Here is a 14,163-nt window from a genome sequence, read left to right as displayed (position 1 = left end):
CATGGACCGGCGCTACCGATGATGGCCTCCAGTAGATCCACGCCATGCGTGGATGCACTTGTAGAGTCGAGCCATGCTCGACTCATCGCGCATCGCGCGAACAGCAGCCGAGCATGGCTCGGCTCTACAGAAATCGGGTTCGCGCGAACGGTCGCCGGGCATGGACCGGCGCTACCGCTGATGGCCGCCAGTGGATCCACGCCATGCGTGGATGCTCTTGTAGCGTCGAGCCATGCTCGACTCAGCACGCATCCCGCGAACAGCAGCCGAGCATGGCTCGTCTCTACAGGAACCGTGGCTCAGCCGCCCTCGGCCTTGCGCACGAACGCCTCGAACAAGGCCAGCGTCTGCTCGCTCACGTGGTGCTCGATGCCCTCGGCATCGCGCCGTGCGGTATCGGGGTCAACGCCCAGCGCCAGCAGGAAACGCTCCACGGTCTGATGGCGCTGGCGGCTGGCATGGGCCAGCGCCTCGCCTTCCGGGGTCAGGAACACGCCGCGGTACGGCCGCTGCACCACCCAGCCATCGCGGGCCAGGCGCCGCAGCATCTTCGCCACGGTGGGTTGGGCCACGCCCAGGCGGGTGGCGATGTCGACCTGGCGGGCCTCGCCACCGTCGGCCAGCAGGTCCGAAATCAGCTCGACATAGTCCTCCACCAGCTCCATCCGGTGTGCCTCGCGCACTTGCCGGAAGCTCTCGACCTGGCGCTCGGCCTCGATCAAGGGGGTGCTTTTCAGCGATGTCGAATCGTCGGTCTTGCCCACGCCTGCGCCTGTCCTTCCGGTGTGATCCGGTGTTGAACCTGAATTCTGGACCAGTAACGCGATAAAGACGATTGTTTCACATTGCTAATGACTATAGCAGGAGCTATATTCGGAGCCATGAACACCCTGGCGCCCCGCGACCCTTCGGCCTCCACTCCGGCCAGCCTGGGTGCGCTCAACGCCTCGGTCGCGGTGCCCGACAAGGGTCATTGGTGGTTCCGCCTGCTGGCCTTCCTCGGCCCGGGCTACATGATCTCGGTCGGTTACATGGACCCGGGCAACTGGGCCACCGACCTCGCCGGCGGTTCGCGCTTCGGCTACCTGCTGCTGTCGGTCATCCTCATCTCCAACCTGATGGCCGTGATCCTGCAGGCGCTGTCCGCACGGCTCGGCATCGCCACCGGCATGGACCTGGCGCAGGCCTGCCGCGCGCGCTACCCGAAGCCGGTGAACCTGGCGCTGTGGGCACTGTGCGAGGCGGCGATCATCGCCTGCGACCTCGCCGAGGTGATCGGCACCGCAATCGCGCTGAAACTGCTGTTCGATCTGCCGTTGCTGTGGGGCGCGGTGATCACCGCACTGGATACGCTGCTGGTGCTGCTGCTGATGAACCGCGGCTTCCGTGCACTGGAGGCCTTCGTGATCGCGCTGCTGATGGTGATCTTCGCCTGCTTCGTGGTGCAGATCGCGATGGCTGCGCCGCCGCTGATGGCGGTGCTGGGCGGCTTCATTCCACGCACCCAGGTGGTCACCGATCCGCACGCGCTATACATCGCGATCGGCATCATTGGTGCCACGGTGATGCCGCACAATCTCTACCTGCATTCGTCCATCGTGCAGACCCGCGCCTATCCGCGCACCGACGAGGGCCGCCGCAGCGCCCTGCGCTGGGCGGTCACCGACAGCACCATTGCGTTGACCCTCGCCTTGTTCATCAACGCCAGCATCCTGATCCTGGCGGCGGCGGTGTTCCATGCCAATGGCCGCTTCGACGTGGAAGACATCGAGCAGGCGCACCAGCTGCTGGCGCCGATGCTGGGCGTGGGTGCGGCGGCAACCCTGTTTGCCGTAGCCCTGCTGGCCTCCGGCCTGAATTCGACGGTGACCGCGACGCTGGCCGGCCAGATCGTGATGGAAGGGTTCCTGCGGCTGCGCCTGCCGCCGTGGCTGCGCCGGCTGATCACCCGCGCACTGGCGATCATTCCGGTGGTGGTGGTGATCATGCTGTTCGGCGACCAGGGCGCGGTGAAGCTGCTGGTGCTGAGCCAGGTGGTGCTGTCGATGCAGCTGCCGTTCGCGATCATCCCACTGGTGCGGATCGTGACCGACAAGGTGTCGATGGGGGCGCTGGTCGCACCGCGCTGGCTGGGCGCGATCGCCTGGGTGATCGCGCTGGTGATCGTGGTATTGAACGTGAAACTACTGGTGGATACCTTCAGCGGCGCATGATTGCGTGGATGCACTTGTAGAGTCGAGCCATGCTCGACTCATCGCGCATCGCGCGAACAGCAGCCGAGCATGGCTCGGCTCTACCGGAAGCGGGTTCACGCGAACGGTCGCCGGGCATGGACCGGCGCTACCGATGATCGCCGCCGGTAGATCCACGCCATGCGTGGATGCCTTGTAGAGTCGAGCCATGCTCGACTCATCGCGCATTGCGCGAACAGCAGCCGAGCATGGCTCGGCTCTACAGGAATCGGGTTCGCGCGAACGGTCGCCGGGCATGGACCGGCGCTACCGCTGATGGCCTCCAGTAGATCCACGCCATGCGTGGATGCACTCATCGCGCATCGCGCGAACAGCAGCCGAGCATGGCTCGGCTCTACCGGAAGCGGGTTCGCGCGAACGGTCGCCGGGCACGGACCTGCGCTACCGCTGATGGCCGCCAGTGGATCCACGCCATGCGTGGATCCACTTGTAGAGTCGAGCCATGCTCGACTCATCGCGCATCGCGCGAACAGCAGCCGAGCATGGCTCGGCTCTACCGGAAGCGGGTTCACGCGAACGGTCGCCGGGCATGGACCGGCGCTACCGATGATCGCCGCCAGTAGATCCACGCCATGCGTGGATGCACTTGTAGAGTCAAGCCATGCTCGACTCATCGCGCATCGCGCGAACAGCAGCCGAGCATGGCTCGGCTCTACCGGAAGCGGGTTCACGCGAACGGTCGCCGGGCACGGACCGGCGCTACCGATGATCGCCGCCAGCAGATCCACGCCATGCGTGGATCCACTTGTAGAGTCGAGCCATGCTCGACTCATCGCGCATCGCGCGAACAGCAGCCGAGCATGGCTCGGCTCTACCGGAAGCGGGTTCACGCGAACGGTCGCCGGGCATGGACCGGCGCTACCGCTGATGGCCGCCAGTGGATCCACGCCATGCGTGGATCCACTTGTAGAGTCGAGCCATGCTCGACTCATCGCGCATCGCGCGAACAGCAGCCGAGCATGGCTCGGCTCTACCGGAAGCGGGTTCACGCGAACGCCAGTAGATCCACGCCATGCGTGGATGCACTTGTAGAGTCAAGCCATGCTCGATTCATCGCGCATTGCGCGAACAGCAGCCGAGCATGGCTCGGCTCTACAGAAAGCGGGTTCACGCGAAATGCCGCCGCCCATGGCCCCGCGCTACAGATGCAGCGCGATCGCGGCCTCGATCTGCTGCGGCGACTGGAACCCGGCCAGGCGCGTGCGTTCGTCACCGTCACGGAACAGGGACAGCGTCGGCGTCTGCCGCAGCCCCAGCTCCCTGAAGAACGCCTCACCCAGCACCTCCAGCTGCACGCGCAGCAAGGTGGTGCCCTGCCCCGCCACGCTGTTGGCTACCCGGTGCAACGACATCTCAAGCATCCGGCACCCTGGGCACTGGTCCTTGTGGAAATCCACCAGCACCCGCGGGTGCTCGGCCAGCAACCGCTGGAACTGTTCAGGCGTGGTGGCGTCGATGATCTGCATCGCTGTTGCTCCAGTAATGGGCCAGGACCGCATCGGTCCAGGCATCGATGGCTTCGGCATGACGCTCGCCATGCGGCATCTGTTCGATCTCCAGCGGCGGGTAGTCACTGCGGAAATAGCGGATCAGCCGGTGCACGGCGCCACAGTAGTACTCCTGCCCCCACTGCGTTTCGCCGGTACCGAACACCGCCAGCTGCCGTGGCCGCTCGCCGCGCTCGGCAATGCCGGCCACCCACGCCTTCATCTCCGCCGGCGTGCGGCCGGCGTTGTCGGTCCAGCAGCCCAGCAGGACCAGATCGGCCTCGCCGGCGGCCAGCGGCGGCGCCTGCCGCAGGTCGTCGGCCTCGTGCCAGTGCACGGCATGACCCGCGGCACGGCAGCGCTCGGCAATCTGCCGGCCGAGCTCGCGGGTGTTGCCACTCAGGGAGGCGACCACCAGCAGGATGCTCAGCGCCGCGCTGGGCTCAGAGGTCGTCGAAGCCGTTGTCGACGTTGGTCTTCTTGTAACTTGCATTGCGCATCTCGAAGAAGTCGGTCTTGGTTTCAGTGAAGTTGTCGGCGTAGGCCCTGATCCACGGCATCACGTTGTCGGTGGTATCGCTGTACAGGCGCTCGATACCCAGCATGCCGGCCATCTTGTTGGCGCGGTACTTCACGTAGCGCACCATCTCGTCCACGTCGATGCCATCGATGCCGTCCAGCACCTCCGAGGACCATTGCGTCTCCAGCTCGATGGCATGCTCGAATGACTGGTGCACGTATGCGGTCAGCTCGTTGGTCTGCAGTTCCGGGTTCTCGCCGATGATGGCGCGGATCAGCTCGCTGATGAACTTGGTGTGGGCCAGCTCGTCGCGGTTGATGAAGCTGATGATCTTGCCGGTGCCGTTCATGCGGTTCTGCCGCACCATGTTGTAGAAGTAGGCGAACCCGGAATAGAAGTTGATGCCTTCCAGGATCGAGGACTGGATCAGCGACTTCAGCAGGGTCTCGGCGGTCTTCTCGCGCATGAAGTCATCGTATGCACCCATGATCGGCGCATTGCGCTTGATGATGGTCGGGTGGGTGCGGGCGATTTCGAAGATGCGGTTCTGGTTCGGCAGGTCGGTGATCGAGGCCAGCACGTAGCTGTAACTCTCGTTGTGGATCACCTCCTGCTGGCCGATGATCGCCGCGTTGGCATGCGCGGCCGGGTCGGTGATGTACTCGGCCACGTTGTAGATGAAACGGGTCTGCGGTGAATCGAGCGTGGCCAGCAGGCCGATGATCGAGTCGTAGGCATTCTTTTCGCGTGCGTTGAGCTCGCCGTACTGGCGGGCGTCCAGCTTCATGTCGACCTCGTCGGGAATCCAGAAGTTGGTCGACAGCTCCTTGTAGGCCCGATAGAACGACGGGTACGGAATGTCGTTCCAGTTGAGGATGCCGCTGGTGCGGCCATTGATGATGCCGGTGCTGCGATTGGGATGCCGCGGCTCAAGGATCTTGATGCGGTCGAGCGGGGTTGCCATGGTCGTCTACCTTCGTATTGCATGCGTTGCGGATGTGGAGCCGAGCCCATGCTCGGCTGCTCTTCGCGCCCGAGCCGAGCGTGGGCTCGGCTCTACAGGGGTCGCCGGTGATCAGCTGGAGCACCACTCGCATTCGCTGATGTCGATGTCGTTGGAGCGCACGTAGTAGGTGGTCTTCAGGCCTTCGCGCCAGGCGCTCAGGTGCAGTTCCAGCAACGTGCTGGCGCGGATCGTGCTGGGCACGTACAGGTTGAAGCTGATCGACTGGTCGACATGGCGCTGGCGGCGCGCGTTCTGGCGCACGCTGGCGAACTGGTCGACCTTGTAGGCCCCCTTCTCGTAGTACGGCCAGGTTTCCAGCGACAGGCCCGGCGCCGCCACCGGCCGCCGGAAGTCCTTCTTTTCCTCGTAGTAGAACGCGCTGTAGATCGGATCGATCGAGGCGGTGGAGCCGGCAATCTGCGCGGTGCTCATGTTCGGCGCGACGGCCAGCAACCAGCCGTTGCGCAGGCCGTGCGTGGCAACCTCGCGGGCCAGGTTGTCCCATGCGGCGCCACTGTAGTCGCGGTCATGGAAGTAGCGCCCGTTGTGCCAGTCGCTGCCAGCGAACATCGGGTAGCTGCCCTTCTCCTTCGCCAGTTGCGCACTGGCCTGGATGGTCAGGAAGTTGATGCGCTCATATAACCGGTCGGCCAGCTGTTCGGCGTCCGGCGATTCCCACTGGATCGCCTGCTGGGCCAGCAGGTGGTGCCAACCGAACGTGCCCAGGCCGATGGCGCGGTACTTGCGGTTGGTGATCGTGGCCTGCGGCACGGGCAGCGCGTTGAGGTCGATCACGTTGTCGAGCATGCGCACCTGGATCGGGATCAGGCGCTCCAGCACGTCGGTGGCGAGCAGGTCATCCGGCGCACTGATCGCGCGGCCGAGGTTGATCGAGGACAGGTTGCAGACCACGAAGTCGCCGGCACGGCGGGTGGTGACGATCTGGTCGCCGCTGACGATCTCCTGGATCATCCGCGTCGGGCTCATGTTCTGCAGGATCTCGGTGCACAGATTGCTGGAATAGATCATGCCCGCGTGCTTGTTCGGGTTCCTGCGATTGACCTCGTCGCGGTAGAACAGGAACGGGTTGCCGGTTTCCAGCTGGCTGAGCATGATCCGCTTGAACAGATCGATGGCCTTCACCGTGCGGCGGCTGATGCGCTCATCGGCCACGAGTTCGGCGTAGCGGTCGCGGAAGCTGCCCGCGCCGCGCGTTTCGTCATAGAAGTCCTGCAGGTACCAGCCCTTGGCCTGCTTCACCTCGTGCGGGTCGAACAGGTACCAGTCGGCACGGCGTTCGACCGCTTCCATGAACAGGTCGGGCACGCACACCGAGGTGAACACATCGTGCGCGCGCAGGCGCTGGTCGCCGTTGTTGAGGCGCAGGTCCATGAAGGCTTCGATGTCGCGGTGCCAGATGTCCAGGTACACCGCCACCGCGCCCTTGCGCTGGCCAAGCTGATCAACCGACACCGCGGTGTTGTTGAGCTGCTTGATCCACGGCACCACGCCACCAGAGGAATTGGCCACGCCACGGATCGGCGCGCCGCTGCTGCGCACATAGCCCAGGTAGGCACCGACGCCGCCGCCGTGCTTGGACACGCGCGCGATATCGGTATTGGAGTCATAGATGCCCTGCAGGCTGTCGTCCACCGTGTCGATGAAGCAGCTGGACAATTGGCCACCGACCTTGCCGGCATTGGCCAACGTCGGTGTGGCCACCGTCATGTACAGGTTGGACAGTGCCCAGTAGGCCTCGCCGACCAGCTGCATGCGCCGCACGCGGCCGCTCTCGCCAGGCCCGCCCTCTTCCTGCATCAGGTACAGCGCGATGGTCAGCCAGCGCTCCTGCGGCAGTTCATAGACCTCGCGGCTGCGGTCGCTGGCCAGGTAGCGCGTGGCCAGCAGATACAGGCCGTTGTAGGCGAACAGGCGGTCGCGCTCCGGATCGATCATCTCGCCGGCCTGCTGCAACTCTTCCTTCGAGTAGCAGCGCAGGATGTCGTTGCTGTAGATGCCGCGGTCAGCCAGGCTTTCCTGCAGGCCCACGTAGGAGCCGTACTTCAGGCTGACGTCATAGAAACGGTTGCGGCTGGCACGCTTGTACAGGCGGCGCAGGTAGATACGCGCGGCGAACTGCTCCCACTCCGGCGCGACCAGATCCACGCGCGATTCGGCCTCACGGATCAGTAGATCGACCAGGTCATCGGCGCTGATGCTGGGCTTGCGCTCCACCATCGCCTGCACCACGCGGCGGTAGTCGCTCACATCCAGCTGCGGGAACTCGGCTTGCACCGCGTCGATGCTGCGCTGCAGGCGCCCGGCATCGAACGGCAGGCGGCGATTGCCGGCCTCCTTGGTGATCCAGGTCGGCACGCGCTCGCCACCAGCGCGCAAAGCGTCGCCGGCGCCGGCCAGATCGGCCGCGCGGTAGGTGTTGTCGGTCATGGTCCTGCGTCTCCAGGCTCGCACGCACAGCGGCGTCGATGCCGTGGCAGCTCCGCACGCGATACCGGCGCACGGGGCGATCGGGGTGGTATGCCAGCGCGCGGGAACACCAGGTCGTCGGCGATAGCCTGCGCCTGCGGCCGGTATCCGGGCCGTGGGGGCGACCTGTGTCCGCGCGATGGCGGCCGCGTCGACACGGCAAGCCTTCAGGGGCGGGCCGCGGGACGTTTGCTGCATGTCCGGCGGCGGCGGCTGACCGGGAGTGACGGCCACAACATAGTGGGGATATTCCGAACCGTCAACACAAGATGCGGGAATCACGACATGCCGCGACGATCAGTCGCAGGATGCCGTGTTGCAACGGCGACGCCTTGTCGACACCCCCTGCGTCCCCAGTTCGGTACAACATCAACTTTCACCGGAACACCGCCCATGCGCGCTGCCCAGTACTCCTCCTTCGGCAACCCCGCCGACGTCCTCGCCATTGCCGACGCCACCCTGCCCGAGCCCGGCCCCGGCGAGGTGCGCATCCGCACCGTGCTGGCCTCGATCCACAACCACGACCTGCTGACCGTGCGTGGCCTGTACGGCTACAAGCCGGCCCTGCCGGCAATCGGTGGCAGTGAAGCACTCGGCGTCATCGATGCACTCGGCGACGGCGTCGACGGCCTCCAGCTCGGCCAGCGCGTGGCGGCGGCCTCGGTGCACGGCACCTGGGCCGAAGCGTTCATCGCGCCGGCACGCATGGTGATTCCGATGCCGGAGGCCATCCCTGACGAAATGGCGGCACAGTTGATCGCGATGCCGCTGAGCGCGCTGATGCTGCTGGAATTCCTGCACGTCGAGGCGGGCCAATGGATCGTGCAGAACACCGCCAACGGTGCGGTGGGCAAATCGTTGGCAATGCTGGCGAGGGCGCGTGGCGTGCATGTGGCCAGCCTGGTCCGCAATGCCGATGCGGTCGCGCAGCTGAAGGCGCTGGGCATCGATCATGTGTTCGATACCTCGGTGGACGGCTGGAAGGACCGCGTGCGCGCAGCCACCGGCGAAGCACAGGCAGCGGCCGCAGTGGATTCCATCGGCGGTGACGCCAGTGGCGATCTCGTCGACCTGCTCGGCCATCACGGCACGCTGGTGTCGTTCGGCGTGATGAGCGGCGAACCGATGCGCATCCCCGCTGGCGGCCTGATCTACAAGGAGGCCACGGTGAAGGGCTTCTGGGGCAGCAAGGTCAGCCAGGCGATGGCGGTGGAGGACAAGCGGAGGCTGGTCGGTGAGCTGCTGCAGCGTGCCGCTGGCGGCGAGCTGACCCTGCCGGTGGAGCGGATCTTCGCACTGGACGATATCGCCCAGGCGGTGCAGGCCGGTGCCGGTTCGGGCCGCAACGGCAAGGTGTTGCTGCGGCCGTGACAACCCGGGTCAGATCCCTTTCCGTTGGAAAGGGATCTGACCCTGCCGGAGTGTGCGGACCAACGGTCCGCACCCACCACACCGGTCGATAACAGGGTCCGTCATTTCGTTAAGAACCTGTGATGTATAACTGAATGCGCTTTCGTCATTGGAAGGCGCACCTGCCTGCATGCGGTACTGACGGCTCCTCCCCCGTTCGGCGTTGTCGCTTCCATGTACCGCACCACCCTGAACCTGCTTGCCGGCGCCATCGCGCTGGGCCTCACCGCCGGCGCTGCCGGCGCCGCTGAAACCGCCGATGCCGGCAAGGACAGCACCACCCTCGGCGCCGTGCTGGTGACCGGTTCCAACATCAAGCGCAGCGACACCGCCGGGCCGAACCCGGTGCAGATCGTCACCCGCGAACAGATCGAGCAGACCGGCCGCTCCACCCTTACCGATGTGCTGCGCAACCTGTCGGCCAATGCCGGCAACAGCTTCGACGAGCAGTACACCGGCAGCTTCGCCGCCGGCTCGGCCTCGATCGGCCTGCGCGGCCTGTCGCCGAAGAACACCCTGGTGCTGGTCAACGGCTACCGCGTCTCCAACTTCGGCTTCGCGCTCAACACGCAGGACACCTTCGTCGACCTCAACGCGCTGCCGATCAGCGCGGTCGAACGCATCGAAGTACTGAAGGACGGTGCCTCGGCGGTGTACGGCTCCGATGCCATCGCCGGCGTCATCAACATCATCCTGCGCAGGAACTTCCAGGGCGTGGAAGTGGGCGGCGGCTTCGGTACCGCCACCCAGGGTGGCCTCGATGAGCGCAAGGCCAACCTGCTGGCCGGCTTCGGCGACCTCGAACAGCAGGGCTGGAACGTGCTGTTCGGGCTGGACCTGCTCAAGCGCGACCGCCTGGATGGCGATGACCGCGCCTATATCCGCAGCGGCGACTTCCGCGACAAGCCTGGTGGCCGCCTGGCCGGCTGGTCCACCGCCGGTGGCAACTGGCTGTCCAACCCACGTGCACCGCAGCCGTTCGCCACCTGCCCCGAGGGCAGCCAGCTGCGCCCCTACAGCGATTTTGGCAGCACCCTGCCCGGCCAGGCCTGCGCCTTCAACGCGCAACCGTTCAAGACCCTGCAGCCCGGCGCCGAGCGCCTGCAGGCCTCGTTGAGTGCGACCTACCGCTTCAATGACAGCGTCGAGGCATTCGCCGACGTGCTGTACAGCCACAACAAGGCCGACCAGATCTTCAGCGCACCGCTGACCGTCGGACCGGGCCTGCGTGCCTACAACCCGGCCACCGGCACCCTGATCGACGTGCCGGCGGTGCTGCCGGTCGGCCATCCGGACAACCCGGGCAGCACGCCGCTGCCGTTCGAGTACACCTTCTTCGATCTCGGCCCGCGCCTGAAGGACAACACCCAGGTGTTCTACCGTGCGCTGGCCGGTGTGCGCGGCAGCGGCGAGCGCTGGGATTGGGAAGTGGCGGCGCTGACCTCGCAGAGTGCGCAGCGCGAGTACGTCGACAACTTCGTCAACCGCTACGCGTTCGAGCAGATCCTGCGCGACGGCAGCTACAACTTCCTCAATCCGTCCAGCACGCCGGGGGCGCTGGATGCACTGCGCCTGCAGACCAAGCGCCCGGGCTGGTACAAGCTGCACTCGTTGAACGTGAAGGCATCGACCTCGCTGTGGGAGCTGCCGGCCGGTGCGGTCGGATTCGCCTGGGGCGCGGAATTCCGCAAGGAATCGCTGGATGCGCGCACCAGCGCACAGGTGCTGTCGGGCACCGAACTGCGCCCGGCCATCAACGTGGTCAACGGCGAGCGGCAGGTCAGTGCCGCCTACGCCGAACTGAGCGTACCGCTGCATCACACGCTGGAGCTGCAGCTGGCCGGTCGCGGCGACCACTACGATGATTTCGGCAAGGCGTTCTCGCCGAAGGTGGCGCTGCGCTGGCAGCCGTTGGACAGCCTGCTGCTGCGCGGCACATTCTCGCGCGGTTTCCGTGCACCCTCGCTGCCGGAGATCGCGCCGGGCCAGACCGTCAGCTACGGCTCGGTGATCGATCCGCTGGATCCGCTGCAACCCGGTGGCAGCCGTGGCGTCACCAACATCCGCACCGGCAACCCCGACCTGAAGGCCGAACGCTCGCGCAACTTCAACGTGGGCGCGGTGTGGTCGCCGGATGGCGATACCAGCATCGGCCTGGACTGGTACCGCATCGAGCAGGACAACCTGGTCAAGCCGGACAGCGCGCAGTTCATCGTCGACAACCCGACGCTGTTCCCCGGCCGCGTGCAGCGCGATGCACAGGGGCGCATCCAGTTCATCACCAACCAGTACGCCAACCAGGGCGAACTGACCACCTCGGGGCTGGACCTGGAGGCCAACCGCACCTTCCGCACCGACGGCTGGGGCAACTTCACCGTGGCCGGCAGCTGGACGCACCTGCTCAGCTTCAAGCAGCCGCTGGTGGCCGGCCAGGCACCGTACGAAGGCGCCGGCAACAACCGCCATGGGGCGCTGCCGCGCACCCGCGGCACCACCTCGTTGAACTGGGCGGTGGGCGACTGGAGCAGCACGCTGAGCCTGCAGTACGTGAGCGGCTACGACCAGCGCGTGGCCACGGCGACCAGCAACCCGGGCCTGCGCGACCGCATCAAGCCGTATCACCAGCTGGACCTGTACGTCGCGTACGAAGGCATCGCGAACACCACGCTGTCGCTGTCGGTGCTGAACCTGACCGACAAGGACCCGCCGTTCGACCCGGCCGGTGGCTCCAATGGATTCGACATCAGCCAGTACAACCTGCGCGGGCAGTTCGTCTCGCTGGGTGCGCGCTACCGGTTCTGACCGCCGCGGTGGAGCCGAGCCAATGCTCGGCTTTACAGGAGTGTGCGGACCAACGGTCCGCACCCACCGAGACCAACGGTCTGCACCCACCGAGATCAACGGTCCGCACCCACCGAGATCAACGGTCTGCACCCACCGAGACCGATGGTCCGCACCCACCGAAGACACCCACCCACCGGAGCCGTCGTGAATCAACGGCTCAGGTGCAGGAACTGCAGGTGCCGTTCGTACTGGCTGATGATGTCGTTGATGATCTGCTTGCGGCTGTAGCCCACCAGGTCGTAATCCTGGCTGCCTTCGTACAGATGCACTTCGGCGCGGTAGTAGCGCTGGTTGCGCAGCTGCTGTGCGGCGAACGACGGGGTCAGGTAGCCGCTGAGGATCACCCGGTACAGGAAGTCCTGCTGCTCGCCGTGGTTGACGGTCAGTTCCATGTCACCGGCCTCGAAACGCGTGGCCACGTCCCAGCCCTGACCGCGCAGCTGCTCGGCGACCGCCTCCATCGCCGGCTTCACCGTATCGTCCATGAAGCGGTAGACCTGGTCGCGCACCGGGAAGTGCATGGCCTGGCTCAGGCGCTGGCGCCAGCCCTGGTGATGGCGGTCATCGCCGATCAGTGGCGATGGCCGGTACTGCTGCGCGCGCTTGCGATGCGACTCGTCACTGAAGGCACGGGTCAGCCCCCACATCATCAACAGCAGGATCGCCGAGAACGGCAGCGAGGCCAGTACCACCGCTGACTTCAGCGCGTCGATGCTGCCGGCCAGCAGCAGCCCCGCGGTCAGCACCGCGATCACCGTGCCCCAGAACACGCGCAGCCAGCGCGGACCGTCATCCTCCGGCGCACCGCCGTGCGAGGACAACGTGGACAACACCACCGCCCCCGAGTCGGCCGAGGTCACGAAGAAGATGAAGCTCACCAGCACCGTCACCGTGATCACCGCGCGGCTCCACGGGTAGCCATCCAGCAGTGCATACAGCACCGTCGGTGGGTCATCCACCGCCAGCTGTGCCAGCTGCTGCTGGCCGTGGTGCAGCACCTGGTCCAGCGCACTGTTGCCGAAGATCGACAGCCACGCCAGGGTGAAGCCCAGCGGGATCAGCAGCACCCCGAACACGAATTCTCGGATGGTGCGGCCACGCGAGATGCGCGCGATGAACAGGCCGACGAACGGCGCCCAGCCGATCCACCAGGCCCAGTAGAACACCGTCCAGCCCCCCAGCCATTCCGGTCGGCCGCCATAGGCGTACACATCGAAACTCTTGCCGACCACGCTGCCCAGGTAGTCGCCCAGGTTCTGCATCAACGTGCTGAGCAGGTACTGGGTGGGGCCGGCGCACAGCATGAACAGCACCAGCGCGATCGCCAGCAGCATGTTGATGTTGGCCATCCAGCGCACGCCCTTCTCCACCCCGGAGACAGCCACGGCCACCGCCGCGCCCATCATGCTGACCACCAGGATGATCTGCACCAGGTTCGAGTGCGGGATGTTGAACAGGTGTGTCAGGCCCGCATTGAGGTGCAGCACGCCGAAACCCATGTCGGCACCGATGCCGAACACGGTGGCAACGATGCCCAGCGCATCCACGGTGTAGCCGATCGGACCGTTGATGCGCTTGCCGATCAGCGGATACAGCGCCGAGCGCAGGGCCAGTGGGAGGTTGTGGCGATAGGCGAAGTAGGCCATCGCCATCGCCGCCAGTGCGAACACACCCCAGCCATGCAGGCCCCAGTGCAGGAACAGCAGCTGCATGGCCTGCCGCGCGCCAGCCTCGCCCGCAGCAGGGTCGCCCTGCGGCGGCTGCAGGTAGTGGGTCAGCGGTTCGGAAACGCAGAAGAAGAACAGGGTGATGCTGATGCCGGCGGCGAACAGCATGCCGGCCCAGGAGAGGTAGCTGAACTCCGGCTCGTCATGGTCGGCACCGAGCTTGATGCCACCGTACTTGGACAGTGCCACACCGACCACGAACACCAGGTACAGGGTCATCGCCAGCAGGTAGTACCAGCCGACATTGAGCGCGGCCCAGTCCTGTGCCTTGACCAGCAGGCGGCCCGCACCGAGCGGGAACAGACTGACGAACAGCGCGAACGCCACGACAACGATCGCCGCGAAGGCGAACACAGGCCGAAGGGTGCGCACCGGGGATTGTTGCGGCTCCAGTGCTTCCATGGGGCGGCGTTCTCCGGTAGATCAAAGG

At 65.8% G+C, this 14,163-nt stretch carries 9 protein-coding genes; 3 read left to right on the top strand and 6 right to left on the bottom strand.

The window, feature by feature from the left end; translation table 11 throughout:
• Positions 1-299: 299 nt before the first annotated feature.
• Entirely contained in the window at positions 300-764 is a 465-nt protein-coding gene (gene mntR / locus B9Y64_RS11420) for a manganese-binding transcriptional regulator MntR (RefSeq protein ID WP_019659934.1), read from the bottom strand.
• A gap of 117 nt (positions 765-881) precedes the next feature.
• Here mntR and B9Y64_RS11415 point away from each other — a divergent pair, with 117 nt between their 5' ends.
• Positions 882-2,213 carry an Nramp family divalent metal transporter gene (locus B9Y64_RS11415; RefSeq protein ID WP_100440794.1) on the top strand — a complete coding sequence of 444 codons (1,332 nt, stop codon included), beginning with the start codon at positions 882-884 and terminating at the stop codon, positions 2,211-2,213.
• Positions 2,214-3,391: 1,178 nt separating this feature from the next.
• Here the strand turns inward: B9Y64_RS11415 and B9Y64_RS11410 are convergent.
• The 4 genes from B9Y64_RS11410 to B9Y64_RS11395 all read right to left on the bottom strand — a co-directional run bounded on the left by B9Y64_RS11410 (position 3,392) and on the right by B9Y64_RS11395 (position 7,713).
• Positions 3,392-3,718 (bottom strand): thioredoxin family protein, encoded by a 327-nt coding sequence (locus tag B9Y64_RS11410; protein ID WP_100440793.1) that lies wholly within the window; start codon positions 3,716-3,718, stop codon positions 3,392-3,394.
• Complete coding sequence (locus tag B9Y64_RS11405) at positions 3,690-4,157, bottom strand: flavodoxin (protein ID WP_100440953.1); 468 nt, start codon at positions 4,155-4,157, stop codon at positions 3,690-3,692. The genes B9Y64_RS11410 and B9Y64_RS11405 overlap by 29 nt, the downstream gene beginning before the upstream one ends.
• Positions 4,158-4,182: 25 nt before the next feature.
• Complete coding sequence (locus B9Y64_RS11400; protein WP_100440792.1) at positions 4,183-5,223, bottom strand: ribonucleotide-diphosphate reductase subunit beta; 1,041 nt, start codon at positions 5,221-5,223, stop codon at positions 4,183-4,185.
• A 111-nt stretch (positions 5,224-5,334) separates the two neighbouring features.
• Positions 5,335-7,713: a ribonucleoside-diphosphate reductase subunit alpha gene (locus B9Y64_RS11395; RefSeq protein ID WP_100440791.1), complete on the bottom strand. Its 2,379-nt coding sequence runs from the start codon at positions 7,711-7,713 to the stop codon at positions 5,335-5,337.
• Between the two features lie 432 nt (positions 7,714-8,145).
• On the opposite strand from B9Y64_RS11395, the gene B9Y64_RS11390 reads away from it, so the two are divergent.
• Both B9Y64_RS11390 and B9Y64_RS11385 read left to right on the top strand, forming a co-directional pair.
• Complete coding sequence (locus B9Y64_RS11390; RefSeq protein ID WP_100440790.1) at positions 8,146-9,123, top strand: zinc-binding dehydrogenase; 978 nt, start codon at positions 8,146-8,148, stop codon at positions 9,121-9,123.
• 213 nt (positions 9,124-9,336) lie between these two features.
• Complete coding sequence (locus B9Y64_RS11385) at positions 9,337-11,964, top strand: TonB-dependent receptor (RefSeq protein ID WP_100440789.1); 2,628 nt, start codon at positions 9,337-9,339, stop codon at positions 11,962-11,964.
• A 191-nt stretch (positions 11,965-12,155) separates the two neighbouring features.
• Here B9Y64_RS11385 and betT read toward each other — a convergent pair whose 3' ends face one another.
• Positions 12,156-14,135 carry a choline BCCT transporter BetT gene (gene betT / locus B9Y64_RS11380; RefSeq protein ID WP_100440788.1) on the bottom strand — a complete coding sequence of 660 codons (1,980 nt, stop codon included), beginning with the start codon at positions 14,133-14,135 and terminating at the stop codon, positions 12,156-12,158.
• Between the last annotated feature and the right edge of the window lie 28 nt (positions 14,136-14,163).

Source organism: Stenotrophomonas maltophilia, from assembly GCF_002799245.1.
GTDB lineage: Bacteria > Pseudomonadota > Gammaproteobacteria > Xanthomonadales > Xanthomonadaceae > Stenotrophomonas > Stenotrophomonas maltophilia_S.
This window is presented reverse-complemented; position numbering and strand designations above follow the sequence as displayed.

Coding starts and splice junctions, on each gene's coding strand:
- B9Y64_RS11415 (WP_100440794.1), top strand. CDS start 882: ATGAACACCCTGGCGCCCCGCGACCCTTCGGCCTCCACTCCGGCCAGC.
- B9Y64_RS11410 (WP_100440793.1), bottom strand. CDS start 3,718: ATGCAGATCATCGACGCCACCACGCCTGAACAGTTCCAGCGGTTGCTG.
- B9Y64_RS11400 (WP_100440792.1), bottom strand. CDS start 5,223: ATGGCAACCCCGCTCGACCGCATCAAGATCCTTGAGCCGCGGCATCCC.
- B9Y64_RS11395 (WP_100440791.1), bottom strand. CDS start 7,713: ATGACCGACAACACCTACCGCGCGGCCGATCTGGCCGGCGCCGGCGAC.
- B9Y64_RS11390 (WP_100440790.1), top strand. CDS start 8,146: ATGCGCGCTGCCCAGTACTCCTCCTTCGGCAACCCCGCCGACGTCCTC.
- B9Y64_RS11385 (WP_100440789.1), top strand. CDS start 9,337: ATGTACCGCACCACCCTGAACCTGCTTGCCGGCGCCATCGCGCTGGGC.
- betT (WP_100440788.1), bottom strand. CDS start 14,135: ATGGAAGCACTGGAGCCGCAACAATCCCCGGTGCGCACCCTTCGGCCT.